Source organism: Shewanella algae, from assembly GCF_009183365.2.
Taxonomy (GTDB): Bacteria; Pseudomonadota; Gammaproteobacteria; order Enterobacterales; family Shewanellaceae; genus Shewanella; species Shewanella algae.
This window is the reverse complement of record NZ_CP068230.1, coordinates 2,612,992-2,635,429: the sequence shown is the minus strand read 5'-3', so window position 1 is coordinate 2,635,429 and position 22,438 is coordinate 2,612,992. Positions and strand designations below refer to the sequence as shown.

20 protein-coding genes are annotated in these 22,438 nt (G+C 51.2%); 7 read left to right on the top strand and 13 right to left on the bottom strand.

Going from position 1 to position 22,438, the window contains the following annotated elements:
* From E1N14_RS11720 to E1N14_RS11680, 9 genes are all read right to left on the bottom strand, one after another.
* On the bottom strand, nt 1-726 hold the full coding sequence (locus tag E1N14_RS11720; protein WP_082813095.1) for a M15 family metallopeptidase: 726 nt from the start codon (nt 724-726) through the stop codon (nt 1-3).
* 3 nt (nt 727-729) lie between these two features.
* Nucleotides 730-1,863: a succinyl-diaminopimelate desuccinylase gene (gene dapE / locus E1N14_RS11715; protein WP_062793441.1), complete on the bottom strand. Its 1,134-nt coding sequence runs from the start codon at nt 1,861-1,863 to the stop codon at nt 730-732.
* A complete protein-coding gene (locus E1N14_RS11710; RefSeq protein WP_025010255.1) occupies nt 1,860-2,210 on the bottom strand; it encodes an ArsC family reductase in 351 nt (116 codons plus the stop codon). The genes dapE and E1N14_RS11710 overlap by 4 nt, the downstream gene beginning before the upstream one ends.
* Before the next feature lie 385 nt (nt 2,211-2,595).
* Nucleotides 2,596-3,126 (bottom strand): hypothetical protein, encoded by a 531-nt coding sequence (locus E1N14_RS11705; RefSeq protein WP_025010256.1) that lies wholly within the window; start codon nt 3,124-3,126, stop codon nt 2,596-2,598.
* A gap of 539 nt (nt 3,127-3,665) precedes the next feature.
* Nucleotides 3,666-4,175 (bottom strand): PTS glucose transporter subunit IIA, encoded by a 510-nt coding sequence (crr, locus tag E1N14_RS11700; RefSeq protein ID WP_025010257.1) that lies wholly within the window; start codon nt 4,173-4,175, stop codon nt 3,666-3,668.
* A gap of 121 nt (nt 4,176-4,296) precedes the next feature.
* Nucleotides 4,297-6,000 (bottom strand): phosphoenolpyruvate--protein phosphotransferase, encoded by a 1,704-nt coding sequence (ptsP, locus tag E1N14_RS11695; protein WP_062793442.1) that lies wholly within the window; start codon nt 5,998-6,000, stop codon nt 4,297-4,299.
* 11 nt (nt 6,001-6,011) lie between these two features.
* Nucleotides 6,012-6,269 carry an HPr family phosphocarrier protein gene (locus E1N14_RS11690; RefSeq protein ID WP_028779985.1) on the bottom strand — a complete coding sequence of 86 codons (258 nt, stop codon included), beginning with the start codon at nt 6,267-6,269 and terminating at the stop codon, nt 6,012-6,014.
* Between the two features lie 79 nt (nt 6,270-6,348).
* The gene (locus E1N14_RS11685; protein WP_025010258.1) at nt 6,349-6,738 is read right to left on the bottom strand and encodes an ACT domain-containing protein; all 390 of its coding nucleotides are present in this window, start codon (nt 6,736-6,738) and stop codon (nt 6,349-6,351) included.
* Between the two features lie 130 nt (nt 6,739-6,868).
* A complete protein-coding gene (locus tag E1N14_RS11680) occupies nt 6,869-8,503 on the bottom strand; it encodes a methyl-accepting chemotaxis protein (protein ID WP_045282872.1) in 1,635 nt (544 codons plus the stop codon).
* 316 nt (nt 8,504-8,819) lie between these two features.
* Here E1N14_RS11680 and E1N14_RS11675 point away from each other — a divergent pair, with 316 nt between their 5' ends.
* The 6 genes from E1N14_RS11675 to E1N14_RS11650 all read left to right on the top strand — a co-directional run bounded on the left by E1N14_RS11675 (nt 8,820) and on the right by E1N14_RS11650 (nt 20,061).
* A complete protein-coding gene (locus E1N14_RS11675) occupies nt 8,820-9,518 on the top strand; it encodes a DUF3334 family protein (RefSeq protein ID WP_025010259.1) in 699 nt (232 codons plus the stop codon).
* 589 nt (nt 9,519-10,107) lie between these two features.
* Entirely contained in the window at nt 10,108-11,199 is a 1,092-nt protein-coding gene (locus E1N14_RS11670; protein ID WP_025010260.1) for a PfkB family carbohydrate kinase, read from the top strand.
* Nucleotides 11,193-12,110 carry a pseudouridine-5'-phosphate glycosidase gene (locus tag E1N14_RS11665; protein ID WP_025010261.1) on the top strand — a complete coding sequence of 306 codons (918 nt, stop codon included), beginning with the start codon at nt 11,193-11,195 and terminating at the stop codon, nt 12,108-12,110. Before E1N14_RS11670 ends, E1N14_RS11665 begins: the two co-directional genes overlap by 7 nt.
* A 728-nt stretch (nt 12,111-12,838) precedes the next feature.
* Nucleotides 12,839-17,500 carry an ATP-binding protein gene (locus tag E1N14_RS11660; RefSeq protein ID WP_168429405.1) on the top strand — a complete coding sequence of 1,554 codons (4,662 nt, stop codon included), beginning with the start codon at nt 12,839-12,841 and terminating at the stop codon, nt 17,498-17,500.
* A gap of 25 nt (nt 17,501-17,525) precedes the next feature.
* Nucleotides 17,526-18,683, top strand: a complete 1,158-nt coding sequence (locus E1N14_RS11655) for a response regulator (RefSeq protein ID WP_051472708.1) — start codon at nt 17,526-17,528, stop codon at nt 18,681-18,683.
* Nucleotides 18,684-18,846: 163 nt separating this feature from the next.
* A complete protein-coding gene (locus E1N14_RS11650) occupies nt 18,847-20,061 on the top strand; it encodes an RsmB/NOP family class I SAM-dependent RNA methyltransferase (protein ID WP_062793444.1) in 1,215 nt (404 codons plus the stop codon).
* A 130-nt stretch (nt 20,062-20,191) separates the two neighbouring features.
* Here the strand turns inward: E1N14_RS11650 and E1N14_RS11645 are convergent, their stop codons facing one another.
* The gene (locus tag E1N14_RS11645) at nt 20,192-20,611 is read right to left on the bottom strand and encodes a secondary thiamine-phosphate synthase enzyme YjbQ (protein ID WP_025010267.1); all 420 of its coding nucleotides are present in this window, start codon (nt 20,609-20,611) and stop codon (nt 20,192-20,194) included.
* 364 nt (nt 20,612-20,975) lie between these two features.
* Between E1N14_RS11645 and E1N14_RS11640 the strand changes: the two genes are divergently transcribed.
* Entirely contained in the window at nt 20,976-21,254 is a 279-nt protein-coding gene (locus E1N14_RS11640; protein WP_025010268.1) for a peptidylprolyl isomerase, read from the top strand.
* Here the strand turns inward: E1N14_RS11640 and E1N14_RS11635 are convergent.
* From E1N14_RS11635 to E1N14_RS11625, 3 genes are read right to left on the bottom strand one after another with little or no spacing between them, the layout of a single operon-like run.
* On the bottom strand, nt 21,251-21,652 hold the full coding sequence (locus E1N14_RS11635) for a class I SAM-dependent methyltransferase (RefSeq protein WP_062793445.1): 402 nt from the start codon (nt 21,650-21,652) through the stop codon (nt 21,251-21,253). The genes E1N14_RS11640 and E1N14_RS11635 overlap by 4 nt on opposite strands.
* Entirely contained in the window at nt 21,649-21,843 is a 195-nt protein-coding gene (locus tag E1N14_RS11630; protein WP_025010271.1) for a class I SAM-dependent methyltransferase, read from the bottom strand. Before E1N14_RS11630 ends, E1N14_RS11635 begins: the two co-directional genes overlap by 4 nt.
* Nucleotides 21,840-22,313, bottom strand: coding sequence for a mechanosensitive ion channel family protein (locus E1N14_RS11625; RefSeq protein ID WP_025010272.1), 474 nt, complete (start codon nt 22,311-22,313; stop codon nt 21,840-21,842). The genes E1N14_RS11630 and E1N14_RS11625 overlap by 4 nt, the downstream gene beginning before the upstream one ends.
* Between the last annotated feature and the right edge of the window lie 125 nt (nt 22,314-22,438).

The following is a 22,438-nucleotide window of genomic DNA, read 5'->3' as shown; positions in this document are numbered from 1 at the left end:
TTATTTGAATCCAACCGGATAGGGGGCAACGTGCCTGACATAAGTCTCGACCAGTTCCGGCAAACGCCGAAGCAAACCTTGCTTGAGTGTGACGTCACTGTGGTCGAGTATTTGCCGCAGACGCTCGCTATCAAACTGCTCGAGAAACCCTTTGGCCTTTGGCAGGAAACTCAAATGCCAACGCTCCGGGCTAACGCCACTGAGTCCCGCCTGAAAAGGGCGGTAGAAGCCAAAATCCAGGGCGCGCTCGTCCAGCCACAGGTCCAATTCATAGCAAGGGCCCTGGGGTTCATACTCGGCGTTAATTAACTTGAGTTCATGCTTGCTGATTTGGGCGCTGTCGAATAGATCCACGTCCGTCCCCCAGTGGTGGCGAGAGGCGCCAGGCAGCGCCGACCAAAGCAAAATAAGCGCCACTAACTCATCATCACTGAGCGCGCCGATGTCACCCACAGGGAGTGAGTCTTTATCCAGTAGAGGACGCTTCCCTGAGGCTTTGGCATTCCAAATCGCGAGTTGACGCTCAAAGCTGCGATAACCCGAGCAGATGGCCAGGGCGATGCCATCTTGCTCGGCGGCGGCCTGCATCTCAAGAAAGGCCTTGGCCGTCTCGGCTTCCAGCCAAACTTCAGCGCCTGAACCGCTTTCACTGCCGCTTAGACTAACCAGTGTCCTTTGCGGCTCTGCTTCAGTCTCAAGGCCGTAGAGAAAATCGCCCCTTGCCATCACTTACTCCAACAACAGTTTTTCCAGGATACGCTGATAACACTGGGCCAACAGCTCGAGATCCGCGACTTTAACGCACTCATTAACCTTATGAATGGTGGCATTCACCGGACCCAGCTCTATTACCTGAGCACCGGTAGGGGCAATAAAGCGCCCATCTGAAGTGCCGCCCGAGGTTTGCGGGTCGGTCTCTGAGCCTGTTACCTCTTTAATCGCTTGGCGGGTCGCTTCAAGCAGTGGGCCATCGCCGGTCAAAAATGGCAGGCCATTAAAGATCCAGCCAAGCTCATAATTCAGTCCATGGGCATCGAGGATATTCTCGACCCGCTTAATCAGCTCTTCGGCGGTGACTTCGGTGGAGTAACGGAAGTTGAACATTACCTTGAGCTCTCCCGGGATCACGTTGGACGCCCCTGTGCCGCCATTGATATTGGCTATTTGAAAACTGGTCGGCGGGAAAAACTCATTGCCTTTGTCCCACTGCATGGCGGCAAGTTCGGCCAACGCCGGCGCAGCCTTGTGCACTGGGTTATCCGCCAGGTGAGGGTAGGCCACATGTCCTTGAATACCCTTGACGACGAGATTGCCGGTGAGGCTGCCGCGGCGGCCATTTTTGACCACATCGCCCAGTTTGAGGGTACTGGATGGCTCACCCACCAAGGCCCAGGTGATCTTTTCATTGCGCGCTTCCAGGGTGTCTATCACCCGGGTGGTGCCGTTGATAAAAGGGCCCTCTTCATCGCTGGTGATCAGAAAAGCGATAGAACCTTGATGGTTCGGATGGGCGGTCACAAAACGCTCGGTGGCCACCACCATGGCCGCCAGCGAGCCTTTCATATCTGCGGCGCCGCGGCCGTGAAGATAGTCGTCGATAACCACTGGCTCGAAGGGCGGAGTATGCCAATTGGCCAAGTCCCCCGGCGGTACCACATCTGTATGGCCGGCAAAACAAAATACCGGTCCTTCAGTACCGCGGCGAGACCAGAGATTGGTGGTATCTTCAAATACCATGGACTCGTTGGCAAAGCCCAGTTTGGCGAGTCGCTCGGCCATCAATGCCTGACAGCCTTCATCCAGAGGGGTAACAGATGCCCGCGAGATCAACTCCTTGGCAAGTTCAAGCACCTGCTGACTCATAGTCCGAACCACGCTTGGTAGTCGGCTTCTTTAAAACCGGTCATCACATCTTGGCCCCGGGTCAATACAGGGCGTTTGATAAGGGTTGGATTGGCCAGCATCAGGGATATCGCCTTGGCACTATCAATATCCTGCTTATCGGCGTCATCCAGCGCACGGAAACTGGTGGAGCGTTTGTTCAGCACCGCCTCCCAGCCGATGCGCTCGACCCAGGCCTTGAGTGTGTCTTGTGATAGTTCCTGCTCACGAAAATCCACAAAAGTCACTTGCTGGCCCTTGGCCTCCAACCATTTTCGTGCTTTTTTTACCGTGTCGCAGTTTTTAATCCCATAGAGTCTATCTGTCATGACGAGTCCGTCTCTCTGTATTGCTTATAGTTCGTGATTGTCAGCGAGTATAACAAAGGCAAAACCGATGAAAAGGGCTATCTTGATGGGGCAATTCATACGTCTCGCCGGCGCTTTGTGTGACCAAGGCATAGTGACCCCGGGGTCAGTGGAAGAGGTTGACCTTTCCCCCGAATTCAGATCCCAAACCTGAGTCTGTCACCAATGAGCTGATTAGGCTGTCGTGGAAGCACCACTTGAAGCGGGCAGTTTAGAGTGAGAACCCTTCAGATAAGGAAAACGTATCTATACAACTTATTCTTCTAAATTTTGCTTTGAATTCAATCAGTTTTTGGTCAATGGTAAACCAGATGCGTTATATCGCCAGTTGTAAACTCGCTACGAATCACGACCTTTCCCATTCTATAGACCAATCGGAAGCTTTCTTATGTTTAACGTATTGCATTTCCTTAACGCTATTAAGCTTATCCATTATTGATTTGTGAAAGAAAACAACAATAGCGTCCAAAGAAGGTTTAAAGACTAACCTTTTCTCTAACGGTATATTGGATAACTTGCTAAAATCGAAGCCTATACATTCTTCTTCTATATTTATGATGTTGTAACAGTGAAGGTATATATAGTCTTTGTTGATAACTTTAGCGGGAATGAGAGAGGTTTGATATAGTTTCAACTCAGATAGAGTGGAAAGAAAGTCCAAGTCAAATAATATTTCTGTATTGACAGATACATCAAAGGGAGCCGCAATGCTTTCAAAACTCTTTAAACTAATGCATTCAAAGTTCACTGGAGTAGATGTTGATATTTTCTTGTCCATCAACAAGCTAAACTCTCGATCATCTTCCATATTGACAACGAAGTTCACCTTTAAATAGTTATTTGATAAAACATAGTATTCTTCACTGATTGCTGTCATGTTCAAGTCCTAAACTGTCAATTTTACAGATAGTTGGTGGTCAAGTTTTGTACTGGGCATTGTGCTGAATTTGCAGGTGAGCCCGCAAATTTACGGTATAAGGGATTCTAACCTGGGGGAGACAGGCTGCGACTCACTCGATAGCTAAAAGTCGACTCAGTACTTTATGGAATAATGCATTCAGTTCACCCATGGCCTGCTCACCTTTTTCTGTATTATTTGAGAAAGATTCCAATCGTTTCAGCTCAAATTCAATAGCTCAAGCGTCCACCTTTGAATTTGTTATGTCTAACATGCTGATTTTTATAGACAATAAATAGCATTTCGGGTTGATCAATCACTAGAAGGTGAGATAAGCGGAAAGATGATGCAATGTTGAGCCTTCAGGATTGGTTCGAATAAGTCTCATGGCTGCTCTACCATGGCTTGCAGACTTGGTTATCAGTACTGGAAGGGGTAGATGCGCTTTTGTGGCCTTGGAGAAGCTCAAATGCACTCGGACAAATAATGCACTTGAGCGTTATCCGTTTGCCAGCCATCTAAACCTGAACCGTAAATATCACATCTTTGCCGGCGCTGACGCTACCCTGGCGTTTTTCCAGGTACTTAACGTCTTCCATATTAGCCAGCACCACAGGGGTGAGCAGGCTGTTGACCTGATCTTTGAGAAAATCGAGGTCAAACTCCAGTATAGGTTCGCCAGCTTTAACGTCCTGGCCTTCCTGAGCCAGGCGTTTGAAGCCTTTTCCTCTAAGTTCTATGGTACCAACGCCAAAGTGAACAAACAGCTCCAACCCTTGGGGCGACTCTATGCTGAAGGCATGGTTGGTCTCAAAAATTTTGCCTATAGTGCCGTCAATCGGCGCCAGCATAAATTGGCCTTTGGGTTCTATGGCAATGCCATCGCCGACTATCTTTTCGGCGAAGACCACATCCGGGACTTTTTCAATGGCAACAATATCGCCACTGATAGGGGCATAAACTTTAATGCCGCCTTCTATGTTGGGCTGCCCCGATACCATGCGGCGGATCCGGCTTAAAAATCCCATGGGTTGTTTTGTCCTTTTTGTTTTTGGTTTCCGGATGACTTCTGGTTTCCGGTTAAACAGTCCCTCGACAACGTTCAGGTTGGGGAAGGGGATTTTTGCTTAGCATACTGAATTAACAGCCTTAATGACAGAGGGAGATCAAGGATGTCAATTCAGACAATCGAGTGCAGGCGAGTGCTTTTTTGGCCTGGTCTGCAAATTGACTGAAGTGACCCTCGCACAGCGCCGCTTTAACTTCCAGCACAGAGCCGGGGTTGACCGACAACTCGTCCAGCCCCATGCCCATCAGTATTGGCGCAATACGCGGATCGCCTGCCAGCTCTCCGCACAAAGACACCCTGATGTCGGCCGCTTTGGCGTCTGCTATTGTCATGGCAATCAGCCTGAGGATCGCCGGTGAAAATGAGGGATAATCCCGGGTTAATTCAGGGTTGGTCCTGTCCGCCGCCATGGCATATTGCGTCAAGTCATTAGTACCTATGCTGATAAAGTCCAGCTTTGGCAGCAGCGTTGGCAGGTTCATAACTGCGGCCGGGGTTTCCACCACTATGCCAAGGGTGATTTCTCCATAGCCTTTCTCGGCCTCGCTGAGCTGCTGTTTGCAGTGCTCCAGCATATCCAGTACGGCGTCCAACTCTTCAACCTGATTAACCATGGGCAGCATCAGTCGAACTGGACCATGATTGGCGGCGCGCAACACGGCCCGTAGTTGTGTCTGCAGAATTTCAGGATGTTTAAGGGTGTAGCGCACGCCGCGCATGCCAAGCGCAGGATTGTCTTCTATTGCCTGATCCAGGCAAGGCAGTTCCTTGTCTGCACCTATATCCAGAGTGCGTATGGTGAAGGGCTGGCCGTTGAGCAGCTGCAGGGCATCGCAATAAAGGTTGTACTGAGCCTTTTCATCTGGAATGCAACTGACATCCATCAGCATGAATTCGGTACGAAACAGACCTATTCCTTCTGCGCCGACCTGGGGCAGACGGGAGATCTCATTGAGGTTACCCACGTTGGCCATTAGGCTGATACGTTTGCCGTCCTGGGTCTGGGTCTGCCTGTCCCGGTATTGCTCCAGTGCGCTGCGTCTTGCCTGCTCGCGCTCAAATCTCTGCTTAAGCTCTGTGACTTCGGTTTGCTCCGGGCGAACAAATAAGGCACCTTGGTTGGCATCCAGAATGAGCGGATCGCCGGCATTGATATTGCCTGTCTGATAGTTGCAGGAAAGCAGGGCGGGGATGCCGGCGGCACGGGCCAGGATAGCCGTGTGGCTGGTGAGGCCACCGGTCTTCAGTATGATGCCTTTGATATGTTCAAGGGGCAGCAGGGCAAATTCCGCCGGTGTCAGATCCTGGGCCAACAAGATGGAGTCATGTTTGAGTTTATCCAGGCCATCGGCATCGGCGCCGTTGATACTACTGATAAGTCGTCTGCCGAGGCAACGTACGTCCTGGGCCCGGTTTGCAAGGTAAGGGTCTTCCAACGCTTCAAGTTCACTGGCCTGGTGGGCAAAGACCCGCTCTACCGCTGCTGTGGCTGAAAACTGCAGCCCACTGATGGACTCGCGAATTTGTTGAATAAGTTCGGCATCTTCCAGTAGCAGCAGATCGGCTTCCACCAATTGGAAGTTGTCTGAATCTTCGGTCAGTTTATCCAGGCTGGTTTGTAACTGTTGGCACAAGCGCTGCAATGCCTGGGTGAGCTTATTCAGCTCTTGAGGGATTTTGGCAAGTGGCAGCAGGCGGTAGTCCATGCTGTTGTCAAAGGGGTTGTAGACTACCGCTTCTCCGAAGGCGATACCCGATGAGACTGCAATTCCGGCGAGGCGCATCTGTGTTCCTCTCAACTTAAGGTGATCAACAGTTCCGACACCCGTTCAACGGCTTCGCGAGCTTGTTCACCTTCGGCAAATACTCTGACAGACACGCCTTGATAGAGCCCCAGTGTCTGCAACTTGAACAGACTCTTGGCACTGGCTTGTTTGCCCTGGCACTCAACCATCACATCACAATCGTACTGTTTCGCCTCTTTTACCAGCAGTGCTGCAGGGCGGGTATGGATCCCGTGTTTGGCGGTAATAGTGACGGTTTTTTCGTACATAGACTTCTTTGACTCATGTAATTAACTGAATAATATCCGGTAACGGCTGACGTTTTGCAATACTCCGACGACCAAGCCGTCAATTGCCATATTCAATAACCTGATATTGCTGCTTTCTGAGGGCGCGAATGGCGGTATCCAACTTATCTTTCTTCAGCAGTATATAGTCGGTATCGAAGGTTGAAACAGTAAAAATACTCACATGGGCATCGGCGAGAGTCGCCGAGACTCTGGCCATGATACCCGTCATGGAAAAGCCGAGCGGCCCTAAAAGCTCAAGACAACGCCAGTCTTCTTCCTGCTCCAGGCTATCGAGCTCCAGTTTACAATCGACGACTACCGACAGTTCCTCGCGGGTTTTGGCGATAAAAAACAGCGGCTGACTCAGTACCTCGGCCGGAACCTGGGTATCTGAGCTGAAACTGTGGATAGTGAATAGCTGCGGATAGACCGCCAATGTCATGCGCAAAGCCAATACCTCTTTTCTCGCTCGGGCGACCTAATGGGCGCCGCTGCGGCATCACCTGCCGGGTACGGCAAACTCAGTATTAGCTTATCACAATAAGAAAGGGGCAGAATACGTTCTGCCCCTCGAGATGTTAGATCTTGAATTGTCCCAGAGTGCGGCGCATGTTCTGGCTGATCTGCTCAAGCGACATTGCTGCACTTTGGTTGCTGGCATTGGCTTGCACTGAAACTTGAGTCAGCTCAGAAATGGTGCTGACATTGCGATTGATCTCTTCGGTCACCAAAGATTGCTCTTCGGTAGCGCTGGCGAGTTGGGTATTCATATCGCTTATCTGCGCTACCAGGGAAAGGATTTGATCCATGGCAGAGCCTGCCGCTTCGGCCTGTTTTTGCAACTCGGAGGATTGGCTCTGTGTTTGGCTGTTACTCTCCATAACGGCGCTGACACCGGATTGAATTTCACTGATCAGCTTGTGTATTTCGTTGGTGGAGTCCTGAGTGCGGTTGGCAAGGGCGCGCACTTCATCGGCCACTACCGCAAAGCCGCGGCCGTGAGTACCTGCGCGGGCGGCTTCGATGGCGGCGTTGAGTGCCAAAAGGTTGGTTTGTTCGGCAATGGTGCGGATAACATCGAGAATGCCGCCAATTCTGCCTGAAGCCTGACCCAGGGTTTCGGTAAGATTTTCTGCAGCCCTCAGTTCGCGCACCAGCTCCTGGCAGTTTGCCAGTGTTGCATCCATGGTCTCTTTACCGCTGAGGGCTTGTTGTTTGACGCTGGAAGCGGCATCGGCAGCCTGCTGGGTATTGTTGGCCATCTCCTGTGTGGTTGCCAGCATCTGATTCACGGCGGTAGCCACGCTGGCGGTTTCTCTGTGGATGTTATCGGCGCTGTGGTTGGACTCTTTGACTGCAACTGTCAAGTGCTCGGCGTCCTCGCCCAGCGATGCACCAAGTGGCTGCAGTTCGCTGACGGTTCTACCTATCTTCTCTACAAAACTGTTAAAGGCACGAGCGAGTGCAGCCACTTCATCACGGCCTTGACCCTCGAGCCTTTTACTGAGGTCGCCTTCACCTTGGGCAATATCCTCCATTGCGGCGATGGCGGTCTTGAGCGGTGCGGTAATGGATTGATTGAGCACCAGGAAGAAGATGAAAATCGGCGCTGAAATCAACATCATAATGATTAGATAATCGATTGAGACTGACTTCATGGTGGCGTTGACATCGCTGATATATGTGCCGGTCAGCAGGGTCCAGCCCCAATCTTTGTCATATCTGGATTCGGTGAGCTTTTCTTCGCTATTGCCACTGGCCGGGTTTCGGATCTCATAGCTGAGTTTGCCTGTGCCATTGGCCTTGGCTTGTTGTTGTAGTTGGGCCAGCGGATTGCTGCCGTCTTTGATGCGATAACCGGCAATGGCTTGACCCACCAGCGAAGGCTCGGCGCCGTGAGCGATGATCTTGCCCTGATCCGACAACAGAATAAAGTAGCCTTCACGGCCATAACGCATCTGACCGATCAAGGCGGCCGACTCCTGTTGCGCCTCTTCGAGAGTCAGTTTACCCGCCTGTGCCTGAGTGCGATGTGCGGCAACTACAGACAGGGCCGTGTTCAACTGGGCATCATTTTGCAACCATTTCTGGGTTATCAGATTGTCATACTGTTCTTTGATGGAAAAACTGGCGAAACACAGGGTGCCTATCGCGGCCAGAACCAACATAAGGATAAGGCGCTGAAGAATGGTGAGCTTCCTGAGTAATGCCATTTTGTACTCCTTTGTTATTTCTTTTTAGGTAGTTGGCAGCGACTATAACGCGATGGAAAAACCAAGTGAAACCTTTTTACCTTGCGTGTATTGCTTTGTTGATCGCGCTCATTGTTCGCGTTAAATCTTGCCAACAGAGGGGAAAACAGGCCTCATGCCTTCGAGGCTGCATTCTGGATATCGGCTCTAATATCAAAAGCTTAAGATGTGTTGGATCACACATGTCATAAGTAAAGGGCTAATTTGTTGTTTTCACTTTGATTTTTAAACAAAATCGGCTCAGAATTAACCTTATGTCTATTATTGGTCTCTCTTCATGAATACACCTCAAGTCATTAGCTCGGACGATATTTTGCTGAAACTCTGTCACTCTGTGACCCATGTCTTGTCGGCTACCACCGCCAGCACTCTGTCCCACGCAGGTATAGTGCAAAAGATAACCCGTACCCGACTCAAGCCGGACGTTGGGTGTTTCTCTATTTTTGATGGTGGCTTCTCAGGCCTGGTGGTGATCAACTTTTCAGCGGCCGCCGCGTTGGAAATCTATCGCCGCTACATGCTGCATATGGGCATGCCGGAGGAGGAGTTGGCTTTCTCTCATACCTCAGACGAGGTGGGCAATGTGATGGGCGAATTGATGAACCAGATGCTGGGGGACTTTATCGGTAAGGTGTCCAAGGAGCTGCAAACGTCCATCAGTCAGAGCCAGCCAAAGATGTTGACCATCAACAAGGAGCTGACTATCTCTATCGATGCCAACCTGGATGATCCTATAGCCCGCCGGGTGTCGTTCAAGACAGAAAACAACCATATCTTCTATCTTGAGTTTGCCATGGACAAGACAGAGTTTATCCGCCTGGCCGAGTTTGAAACCGATGAAGAGTTTGATCCGGATTTGTTGTTGGCCCGCCACGGCAATCAACAGGCGCAGGGCAAAGCGCCGGAATCGCCTTGGGTTAAGGCCGCCAATGCCGATGATGACACTGACGATCTGTTCAAAGAGCTGGGCATCTGACCATTTTCAGGCGTGATGTTATCAATCCTTTTGTCAGCGGGCGGCGTTAGCTTGTCCGCGGCCCTGCTTTTGAACAGTGCAATAACGACTGCTCTCCACACCCTATAAGGCGCTCAGTCAAGGGCGCTTTCATTCTCGCTTTCCAGGTCAGTATTTCTCTATTAACTTTGTCCCTATAGCTACTCAATCTTTTGAGTTACTTATCATTTAAGCCATCAGGCGAATAGCGGAGCAGCCTGTCTTTGTGGGTGACGTTGCAATCACTGGCACAGATGTGGCACAAGCAGGGCTGCTATTCAGCAACACTGAGCCCTGCCGTTTACGACAATACAACAGATGTTGCGCTCAAACTTACCGCAGTTAACTTCAACCATTTTAATTGTTTTTATGACAGGACACGTCTTGGTTGGTTCGGTTTATCTATTTGAATTGATAGATTTTTTATAGAAACTTCGACTTGTTAAAAATTGCTGTGTAGATCACGAAGTTGTAATTAGGGGTTAAATTCCGCTTGCCAGCCTCGGACATAGTGTTTATTGTGCAAACAAAAGTTTGTCACAAGAACAAATGTTTGCACAGGAAAGCGCCAATGACAGAACGTGAACTCGAAATTCTGGCCCTTATTAAAGCTGACCCTTTGATACCGCAGCAAAAACTTGCTGATCAGCTGGGCATAACCCGCTCTGCAGTCGCAGGTCATATCATGAACTTGACTCACAAAGGCGTGATCCGTGGCAAGGGGTATATCTTGGCGGAGAATCCCTTTGCGGTCGTGATAGGCGGCGCCAATATGGATATTCTTGGCCGGCCGGCTTCCAAGCTCAGGGTAGGGGATTCCAATCCCGGCAGCGTCAGTTGCTCACCCGGCGGTGTTGGGCGCAACATTGCCGAAAACCTGGCTCGTCTGGGTTCAGATACCCGGCTGGTGACGGCGGTAGGCAAAGACGCCTATGGTGAAATGATCACCGCCCAGTGTCGTCAGGCCGGAGTCGATATGGGCAACAGTTTGCAGTTTGAAGACGCGGTGACCTCCACCTATCTTTCGGTACTGGATGGCGACGCTGATATGCATGTAGCCATCAACGACATGGCCATTTTGGAAAGATTGGGCCCCGAAGTGCTCATGGGGCTGGAAGATATGCTGCGCCGGGCCGAACTTCTGGTGTTGGATACCAACCTTTCCGAAGCCGCTTTATCCTATCTTTTGAGCAACTTCCCTCAAGTTCCGGTATTTATTGACACGGTTTCCTGTGTCAAGGCGATGAAAATCAAGCCTTACCTCAACGCCATCCACACCCTCAAACCCAACCTCAAAGAAGCCGAGCACCTCTCCGGCATCGAAATGCGCAGCAAAGAAGACTTAAGCGCTATCGCTAACTGGTTCCATGACCAGGGCGTCAAGCGGATCTTCCTCAGTATGGGCTGTGAAGGGGTATTTGTCAGCGATAGCGGTGAGTCACAGATGGTGCCCGCCAAGCAGGTGGAAATGGTCAACGCCAATGGCGCCGGAGATGCCTTCCTGGCCGGATTGGCTCACGGTTGGCTCAAGCAGTGGCCATTGCTGGAAACCACAGAATTTGCGATGGCCGCGGCCCGGTTGGCGCTGTCTCATATCGCAACTATCAACCCCAATATGTCTGAAATCTCTGTAAACCGTATTATCAAGGAGTCGTTATGCTGAAGCAGTATCTGGATATTCATCCTGAAGTTCAAGCAGCCCTGGAACAAGGCAAGCCGGTGGTCGCGCTGGAATCGACCATTATTTCCCATGGTATGCCGTATCCGCAGAACGTTGAGACAGCGCTCAAGGTGGAGCAGATCATCCGTGATAACGGCGCTGTACCCGCAACTATCGCCATTCTCAAGGGCCGCCTCAAAGTGGGTATGAGCCAGGAAGAGATCAATTACCTGGGCAAGGCCGGTGAAGCCGTTATCAAAACCAGTCGCCGTGACATTCCCTTTATTGTTGCCAAAGGTGCAGACGGTGCCACCACAGTTGCTTCTACCATGATCCTGGCGGCAATGGCCGGTATTAAGGTGTTTGCTACCGGCGGTATCGGCGGTGTGCACCGCGGCGCTCAGCAAACTTTCGATATCTCTGCTGATTTGCAGGAGCTGGCCAACACAGATGTGGCCGTGGTTTGCGCCGGTGCCAAGTCTATTTTGGATCTGGGCCTGACCCGTGAATATCTGGAAACGCAAGGCGTGCCTGTCGTTGGTTTCCAAACTGATAAACTGCCGGCTTTCTATACCCGCGAGAGTGACTTCGGTGTCGACTATCGCTTGGAGCAGCCGGTAGAAGTGGCTGCCGCCATGAAAGCCAAGTGGGACATGGGGCTCAAGGGCGGTATGGTGATTGCCAACCCAATTCCTCACGAGCATGCTTTGGATAAAGCACTGATCGATGGCGCCATCGCCCGCGCAGTGGCTGAAATGGATGAGAAAGGCATAGGCGGTAAGGCTTCAACGCCGTTCCTGTTGGCCAAAGTTGCCGAAATTACCGAAGGTCACAGCCTGACCGCCAACATAGAGCTGGTTTACAACAATGCCAAGTTGGCGGCTGAGATTGCCCGCGAGTACGTGGCCCGCTAATCAGCTGTTTTTGAACCATTAAGCTATCTCAAGAAACCCGACACTCGTCGGGTTTCTTTTTGGAACTCAGGCACGGGAGCTATGGTATAGCGTGACGTCCAGGCTGAGTATCTTCCCTTGTCTTCGGGTTACGTTCAAATTCAGTCATCAAACAGCGCTAAACTGATGTGAATCAATTTCAATAAAAAATCAGTTATCTGTGTGAGATTTGCGGTTTTAACATTTAAAAACATGTGGATAGTGAGCATTTTTAGATCAAATAATTTGATCCCATTGTTTGAAATGCTAGGTAACGAAAGCCTCAGGCTGACTCAGGTATGCTGGTTCCAAACCATTTCAGTTGTGCTTCTTTCCTTGGCTATCCCCTTCTACTCTGCAATTGTCCCGGCCCTTAGACTATCCATATAATTCAAAGCCAGCTCAATCGCCATCTCCTCATAGGGCAAGAGTTTCCCGCTTTTTTTCAATCCATTGTCTATGCTTATCCTAAATAGCTTGCAGTTGTCGCACGCCATAGTCTTTAAGGTCATTTTACCTTCAAGACTTTGCAATAGCGGCAATAGTGAGGGCTATTCAAAGCAAAAGGGGATGTTCTGCTTCTGGCTCAATGCCCAAGGGATGGCTATGGCTGACTTCAAGGATGATCCGCTCAGTAGTTTCTGCCGGGTTTTGTATTTGTACCAGGCTTATTGGTTATTACCTATTTCCAGGAACAGCGGGAGATGGGCGTGAGTCTGTTCAAACGGCAACTGCTGGCCGCGCTGCTGGCTTGTTTGGCTATGGCCGTAATTTTAATCCTCTACCAAAATGGGCAGCAGGAACGCCATCATTCCAATCAGTTTCAACAGCTCAAGCAGCAAACCTCTGCCACTGAATTGGAACTTGAATTATTGTTGGGGCGCGCCGCCTTAACTGCCCAAAGCCAGGCTGTGCAGTTATCGAGTTACTTAAACCATCCAGAAGCTGAAGAGAAAAAGCTGCCCCAATATCTCGACGAACAACTGCTGCTAACACCGGCCTTTACCCGTTTGGTGCTCCTGTCGGAACAAGGGCAAATATTTGCCCGTACCAGCATAGATAACCAGGGATACGCATTGTCATCCCAAGCGCTTTCAACTCCCATTTTTGCTTCCGCCAATAGGCAAACCGGCCAGGAACATGAAAATGCCCCTCCAGTCCTGAGGCAACTTCAGCGCGAACTGCAGCTACAGGCCGAACCTGTGTTGTCGTTACTGCCTCAGGTGGCACTGCTGGCTCAGGACACGGTATTGAGCAGACAAGTATCCTTCCTTGCCCGGATTTCAGGCGATGGCTTGCGACTCAAAGAGCAGGAAGGCAATGCTCCAGCAGCCAAGGAAGCCGGTAACTATTACTGGCTGGCGACGCTGGATTACAAAGTTTTCGAGTCCCTGCTGGATACTACAGCCATGCGTTTACAAACAGCCGGTTTTACCCGGGTTGAAGTGATGCTTACGGACGCTCAAGGGAAGAGGCTTGCTCAGGTGGGCGAGGAAGCAGGCAACCAACCGGCCAGAGGGTATGAAACGCTAAAAACCTTGCAGTTAAGCCGTGCGGTCAATGCTGCGGGTCTTCATGGTCAGGACTGGCAACTGAGTATTGTTGCCACGCCGCCTCCTAGTGCCAATCCAGTGCTTTTGCCCGCCGCGCTGCTGACAACACTATTATTGCTCGCCCTTGTCTGGCTTTATATCGACCTTGTGAGACCGCTGGAAAAGCTGGCAAGAACACTGACTGCCCTTGGGCGCGAACAGGGAATGGAAAGCTTCAATCTTGTCGCTGTTTCATTGTCAGGCATGCGCCGCGAAATTAGCGAACTTCGTGAATATCTGGGTAATCGTTTGCAGCATTGGATGGTGATTGAGCGGCAAAATCAACAGTTGCAATTATGGCAATCCAGTCTTGAACAATTGCCAAGAACGCTTGTTATTACGGAACTGGACGATGCGGGTACCATTATTTATGCCAGTAAAAACCTGGCAGAAATCTGTGATTTTGACTCTGCGGAAACCAGGCTCACGATGGCTGCTGTTCTCGACAGGGCCGACAGCCCCGGCGGTTTTATGTCGCTGCCAAAATGGAGTCGGGGCGCGACTGTGGTACGAATGCCGGGGAGCCATGGCCGTTTTACCAGGGTTTGCAGTTATCCCATTAAGAATGACGCTGGGGAAGTGCGATTTCGCCTATTGGAACTTGAAGCGATAACAGTTACGGGTGCCTTGGCGCCAAGGGTGTCATTGGACTCGGACAGTGGTTGCTTCGTCGACAATATCCCAGGCATCAATGGCGTGGATACCGGCAATAATATAGAGCCTTACTCAGGGCTTTTCCTGTTACTCAAAGACGACCATCATATTCTTGAGGTGAGCCAGGCGCTTGCCGGGCTACTGGGCTATAGCCCTGAGGAATTGCTGCAACTGGGCTTTGGCTCTATCTCTCCGTTTTGGACTCCAGGACAACATTTGCCACAGCTTTTGATCCTCAAGCATCAAGATGGCCGCTTACTGGAGTTTCATCTGCAATGGCGTGCCAGCCATGGCCTGACGCCAAAGCTCTACTGGCTCTGGCCCAGTCCGTTAATCCAGCGGCCAGAGCATCGCACCTTGCAGGCACAGGAGCTGGGTTATAGGGCGGCCTTTTTGCAGGCTTCAGTGGGTTTTGCCCGCATAGGTATGAGTGGCGAGTGGCTTGAGGTCAACGACAAGTTCTGTGACATCTCAGGCTGTGACCGTGAGCAGATAGCGCGTATGGATCCCGAAGTGGCGCTCAATCTCAAGCAGTTTGATGGATGGCTGCGCTTCAGTGAAAAAATGCTCAACAATGAACTTAAGTTTCACGGCGATGAAAAACGCTATTTGCGCCTTGATGACAGTGTCCTTTGGTTGAATGTTTCCGTGTGCCTCATCCGCGACAGCCACGAGCAGCCCAGATATTTTTTAATGGCGTTTGAGGATATCAGTCAGCGCAAGCAGTTTGAAATCGGTCTGATGGAGGCCAAGCAACAAAGGGAGGAGTTGCTTAAGGGGCGGGATCTGGCTTCCGAGGCCGGTGGAATAGGTAACTGGTCCTGGGACATAGAGTCCGGAGAGCTTATCTGGGATAACAGGATGCGCAGCATCTATGGCCTGAATTCAGAGAAACTGACCTTCAGAGATTGGCGTGCCCGGGTACATCCCGAAGATATCGCCGATGCCGAGGCGAATGTCAACGCCTGCATCAATCACAAGGTGCCGTTTCGGGCCGAGTTTCGGGTTATCAATCAGCGCACCGGGGCGACCCATTGGGTTAAGGCTGCCGGTGACACCATACGTCGCAACGGTGTGGCGGTGAAACTCTTCGGTATTAATCAGGACATTAGCGATGAAAAAGCGCTGCAGCAGTCACTGGCGAGAGAGAGCGCCGAAGCTAATCAGGCGAGCCAGGCCAAGTCCCGCTTTCTGGCGGTGATGAGCCATGAGATCCGCACTCCCATGAATGGTGTCGTGGGCATGATAGATTTGCTGCGCGATACCGGTCTCAGTGCCGAGCAGCAGCGGATGATAGGCACCATCCGGGATTCGGCTTTCTCGCTGCTGGAGATCATCAACGACATTCTCGACTTCTCCAAGATAGAAGCCGGCAAGATGGAACTGGAGATAGAATCTGTCTCCTTGCTGTCTATTCTGGAGAAGACCATAGAAGTGCTCTGGTTCAATGCCGCCAGCAAGAACGTGTTTCTCAATATTCTGCCGGATCTGAATCTTCCGGCGCTTATCCGCCTGGATCCTGTGCGGCTCCGCCAGATAGTGCTCAATTTGGTGGGCAACGCCATCAAGTTTACCCACAGCAATCGCCAGCAGGGACTGGTTATGTTGCGAACTGAGTGTCGTCAAAGCCATGACAACCACAGTGAGATGATCCTCGAAGTGATAGACAATGGGGTTGGAATGACCAAGGCCCAGCTCAGACAATTATTTGAGCCCTTTACCCAAGCAGATTCTTCAACCACCCGTAAATATGGCGGAACGGGACTTGGGCTCAGTATCACCAAGTCTTTTGTCGATTTGATGGGCGGCAAAATAGAGGTGGAAAGCCAACCGGATGCCGGCAGTACCTTCAGGCTCCGTCTTCCCTGTGAAGCGGCCGATGAATACCGGGAAACCGAGCTGCAGCGCTACAGTGAGCTTAATATCAAACTGCTTATCTGTATCGACAACAAACAACATCTGGTGGCCGTGTTGCATCTTGTTGAACAACTCGAACTGGGGTATCAGTGCCTCGATTCCGGGCAACTGGAAGGCAGCCTATTTGAACAAGCCTGCTTGGCAGAATCCGAGCTGCTTATCAGCGACAGTTACCAAGCTTACAAACAGTATCGCAATCGGGGGGAAAAGGGGCTGCCATGTGCCTTGTTATTACTCGATGAAGACTCGATTACCTCTAAGGTTGAAGCGGATATGCGGGTCTGTATGCTTTCTTGTCATCCCCTCAAACCCACGGCTGTGCTTGCGGCTCTGGCGATGCTGAGCGGGCAGAATCCAGCGTTATGGCAAATGTTTGCTCCCGGTGAAACCACGCGGATTGGTCGTAGCGTCTCAGAGACAGATATTGCGACCGACGCCGGTTTTACCATCTTGGTGGCCGAAGATCACCAGACCAACAGAGAAGTGATCTCATTACAGTTGAAGAAGCTGGGCTGCCGTTTTGAATTGGCGGAAGATGGCCTCGAAGCACTGAAGATGTGGCTGAGTGGCGGCTTTAGTGTGCTGCTTACCGATTGCCATATGCCTGGAATGGACGGCTTTGAACTGACAACCGAAATTCGCCGCCTTGAACAGGAGCAGGACTTGCCTCATACCCTGATCATCGCCGTCACTGCAGATGCCATGTCTGGCGAACTGCAAAATTGCCTGTCGGCTGGCATGGATGATTACCTGGCCAAGCCGGTGGAATTCAAGTCCCTCAAAAGCAAACTACTGGCCTGGCATGGCCAAAATCAGTTCCGCCAGAATGAAATGATCGGCGAGTCTCCCTCGGCTCATACCGAGGCGCCTTTGGATCTCAACAAGTTAGCTGAGATTTTGGGGACAGAGGATGACGAGATAATCCAATCCATAGTGCAGTACTTTCTTACTTCACTTGAGCGGGAACTGCCGCCGCTGTTTGAGGCGCTGGAGAGCCTGGAAGCCCAGGAGCTGAGACGCCGGGCTCACGCGCTCAAGGGCGCCGCCAACTCATCCGGCGCAGTGCGTCTTGGCAAACTGTTTGCCGAGTTGGAGCAACAGGCCGCCGAAGGGCAACTGACATCTTCAACACAATATCGCCAGCAGATTGAGCACGAGGCGGCGTTGGTCAAGCGGGCCATGCCGCAGTCACAAGCTACCCAGGCTTGAATGCCTGTATGTCGGGAGAACAAGGATGAGAGACAGCGTAACTAGCCTGATACTGTTTTTTGATGATCAGGATCTGGTCGAGCCCGTGGAAGCCATAGTCAATGTCTACTTCGAGCGGGTTCTCAGAGTGGATATCCGGGTGGAGAACAAGGAACTGGCGAGTCTTTCAAAAGAGAAACATACCCGAATGCTATTGGTATATTGTTTTCAGGATGTGGCCCATGCCGAGAGTCTGAAGCGTTTTCTCCAGGGCAATGAACACTTCAATGCCCTGAGAACAGTGCCACAGGCGAGTATGTTGTTGTGTGAAAAAAGTTGTCGGGCTCAGGCGTTTGAACTGTGTCGCCGCGAAGCTTTTGACAGTTACGACACCATTCGGCCCATCTATGACAATAATAAAATCATCCTCACCCTATACAAGTTGCTTGAGATCATAGCGCTTAAATCCGAGCTCAAGCGTTTCGATCAACAGGATCTGGATATGCAGTATGAGCTGCAAAACACTGCCGATTGCCTGGAAGGACTCAACGAGTCAGTCAAAGTGGCCAGCAAGCAACAATCGTCGCTGATCACCAGCATAATGCAAGATGTTGACGGAATACTCAGTTCCATCTCTGAAAGTGCTTTCATGCAGGCTTTCAGACGGGTATTTCACTCGCTGCCGGATGAAGAGATCAACAAGTTTATTGAGGAGCTGAAACGTTACTCCATCAACCCGCAACTCAATCGCCTCAAGGAAAAGAGCGAGTCATTGTTCAACGAGCTCTCAAACCAGATGCTGCAGCAAAAGGCGGCATTGGAGAAAAAAGACAGCGGCAAGAAGGCTACCATAGTGGTGGCCGACGATCAGGATGTGGTGTTGAAAATCATAGTTACTATTCTGGAACAGCATGGTTATCGGGCTGAGAGGGCCACCAATGGGGTAGAAGTGCTGTTAAAGGCCAAGATCCTCAAGCCGGATCTCATCTTATTGGACATAGACATGCCGATACTTGACGGCATTGAAACCCTCAAAGTGTGCAAGAAAACCCCCATGCTGCAGGAAATCCCGCTGATCATGCTCACCAGCTATGCCGATGTGGATCATTTCCAAAACTCCCTATTGTTGGGCGCAGAGGATTACATTATCAAACCCACCAATGCCGACACTTTGCTGAAGAAAATTCGCAGCGTGCTTAATTGAGCTGGCTTTTTTACCTCGCCCTAGGGGGAGCGCTATAGACAGTGCGCAAATACAGCAAACTTTCAGTTAAAAACCGATTAATCCCGCCAAAGCCACTCAAGCCCCTTGCAGAGCAGGGGGCGAACTCCTATGATCCAGCGGTTTTCCATCCCGAGACCCAAATATGCTTAACTCCCCGCTTAGTGAACATGCCAGTGAGCTGGTCATTGCGATTCTCAATCAGGTACTGACCCAAGGTGCGCCGCTGGATCGAGCCTACTCAAAGCAGTTTGCACCTGAGCGCCTCAAGCCTTGGGAGCAAGCCAGAATTGCTCTGGTCACCGGTGATATTTTGCGCCGTTTAAGCTATTACAGCTTTCTGGCCGATGTTTCCGCGGATCAAATTGAGCGTGAAGGCACCAGGCTCATCAACGCCTGGCATATGGCCAATGGCCTTGAGCTGCCGAAAATGCGCTACGCGCTGCAGATGGACAGTGAACTGCTTGAGCAGCGGATGGTTGAGGCCCAGTCTATGCCTGCGCTGCTCGATGGTTGTCCGCAGTGGCTCGAAGCGCTTGGGAGTGAACAGCTGGGCGATAACTGGCCGGCCGAGCGCCATGCCTTGACCCAGGCCCCCAAACGTTATCTGCGCACCAATTTGCTTAAGTGCAGCCGGGAAGAACTCAAGGCTCGTCTTGCCAAGGAAGGGGTTGAGACTTGTGAAGTCCCCGAGGTTGGCAGCGCTCTTGAAGTGATTTCCGATTCAGCGCTGTTTCGCACCGAATGCTTCAAGTCGGGCTGGTTCGAGCAGCAGGATGCCGGCTCGCAACATGTCGCCGAAGCTCTAGGGGTTGAACCCGGGATGCGGGTCATTGATGCCTGCGCCGGTGCCGGCGGCAAGACGCTGCACCTGGCCGCTAAAATGCAGGGTAAGGGACGCCTGCTGGCGATGGATATCGAGCAGTGGAAGCTGGATAACCTCAAGCAGCGGGCCCGCCGCGCCGGCGCCCACAATGTGGAAACCCGGCTTATTGCATCCAGCAAGACCATCAAACGTTTGAAACTCAGCGCCGACAGGGTACTTTTGGATGTGCCTTGCTCAGGGCTTGGGGTGCTGAAACGCAACCCGGACACCAAATGGCGTGATACCCCTGAGCGCTTGCCGGTGCTGATGGAACTGCAGGAGCACATTCTCGGCAGTTACAGCCGCATGGTGAAGGTGGGCGGGATCCTGGTTTACGCCACTTGTTCGATCATGCCGCAGGAAAACGAGCAGCAGGTAGCGCGTTTTCTGAAGCAGCAAAGCCATTTCCGTTTACTCGATGAGGAAACCATCAGCCCGGCCAAAACCGGTTTCGATGGCTTTTATCTGGCAAGAATTGAGCGGATAGCCGAGTAACCATCAGGCCTGTTTGAGTCATATTGGCTTAAACAGGCGGTTTCACACCCGCTTCAAAAAGCATCTCAACAAAAGCATCTCAACAAAAACAGTGCCGCTCACTCTTACCGGTTTGCCAAGTTTTGCCACTTTATTCCCCCTGCAGGGTCAACAGCAGGCGGCGCCGACCGCCATTGTCTCTGTGCTCGCCAAGATAGATCCCTTGCCAAGTGCCCAGTGCCAGCTGTCCGGCGCTGACAGGCAGCAGCAAACTGGTGCCCAGCAGGCTGGATTTAATATGGGCCGGCATATCATCGGCGCCCTCATAGGTGTGGCGAAAGTAAGGTGTATCTTCGGCCACGGCGTGATTGAACCAGGCCTCAAAGTCCTGCCGCACTGTGGGATCGGCGTTTTCGTTGAGCGTCAGCGAGGCAGAGGTGTGCAGTAGTTGCAGGTGCAACAGGCCGCAACTGACGTAAGGCATATCATCAAGAGCCTTGGCAATATCATCGCTTATTAAATGAAAACCCCGCCGCTTGGCGTTTAAGGTCAGTTGTTGCTGATGCCACATAGATATTCCTTAATGCGGGTGAGACTGGCCGCCATCTGAAAGCTTGCCATTAAATCACTACGAATTTAAAAGCCGGGCCTCTGATTTTTAGGTGAGCGCCCGGCGAAACATTCTATCGTCTTTATGGGGGCTCCCCAAGATGCAAGGCGGTATTTACCCAGCGGACAGCCCATCATTAGCTGAAGATATAGTGGGCGATTCAATTATCAAGTTTGATGATAAAGCCTGCATCGGCGCCATGACCATCTCATTAGTGAGAGTGATGAAAGAGGGGGATTAGAGAGAGTGATTGCAGATAAAACACAGATTGTTTGCTAAAATACCGGCCGCGAATTTACCCCTATAGACCCAGGAGAAACACCCCATGGCCAGAGCTTGCGCCAGACACATTTTGGTTAAAACCCGTGAAGAGGCGGAAAAACTCAAGGCCCGTATCGCCAAAGGGGAAGATTTTGGCAAGCTGGCGAAACAATACTCTCAGTGTCCTTCAAAAAAACGCGGCGGCGATCTCGGGGAGTTTGGCCCAGGGCAGATGGTCAAGGCGTTCGATCAAGTGGTGTTCAAAAAGCCGGTGCTGGAAGTGCATGGCCCGGTCAAAACCCAGTTTGGTTTTCATCTGATCCAGACGATTTATCGTAATTAAGCTAAAGCCTGCTGCGGTTTTCTGACAAAGGCTTGATAGCACTGAGCCGGATCGCCGGCCAAAGTTCTACAGGCCGTGACGTTATCTTTCAGGTCGACAAAGTCTTCCAGCAGCTCCTGCAACTGCATGGGCGTGTGGTAACACATAGGAGTACCCAGCCCTGAGGTGAAACGTTTCGCCATGGGGGCGCAAAACTCACTCAGGTGGAACAAGCCTCCAGGCTTAAGCACGCGTTTAAGCTCCAATATGGCGGCTTTTTGCGCCATTTCAGATGGCATGCAGGTTAAAACGGCGCAGCTCAGCACCACATCGAATGTTTCATCGGCAAAAGGCAATGGCAGTTGTGGCAACTGAATTAAATTGATGTCCGGGTACAGACTGAGGCCGCGCTTTATCAAGCGGCTGAGGGATCAGCCCCCAGCACCTCAGGATAGCCTAACTGTTTCAGCTGCTTGGCTATCCGGCCATAACCGCATCCAAAGTCCAGTATTCTGGCATCGGGTTTCACCAAGTGGCAGAAGCGCTGCACATCGATTTCCAGATTGAAATTGACCTGGTTGGCAACCTTATCCCAAAGCTGCGCCGTCATTGCTTATCCTCATCAATAATGGAAACTTTATTGTTGAGGAACAAAGAGTTGGGCACCAGATGCGTCATGCCTTCGTCCTTCACTGTGATATAACGCAGGTTGAGATCCACCACTGTCCCCTTGGAGCCGGTAATATCGATTTTATTGCCCAGCTTTATTGGTTTATAGAGCACTATCATAATGCCGGCAATCAGGTTGGATATGGCGTCTTTGAGGGCAAAACCCAGCGCGAAACCAGTGAGTCCGAGTCCGGCAACCAGGGCGCCAACATCAAAGCCCAACTTGGATAAAGCCAAGACGGCACCAATAAATATCAGTACCACGCGCTGGGAGTTGGAGATCAAGCGAAACGATTCGCTTGCCGCCGAGTCAAAGCGGGCGGCCACTTGTTTCAGGAAACGGTCGATAATCAGGCTGACCACCACAAATGCGGCAAACACCAGGATTGCCTGAATGACATTTTCATTCATTTTCTGCTCCGAATAATAAAGTCTTAGTCGCTGAAATTTTCGGCTTGGCGCACAAAGGCATGCCAAATCCAAAGGCGTCCAAATTAACCAAAGGTTGAGATAGAGACAAGAGTCAATCAATAAAT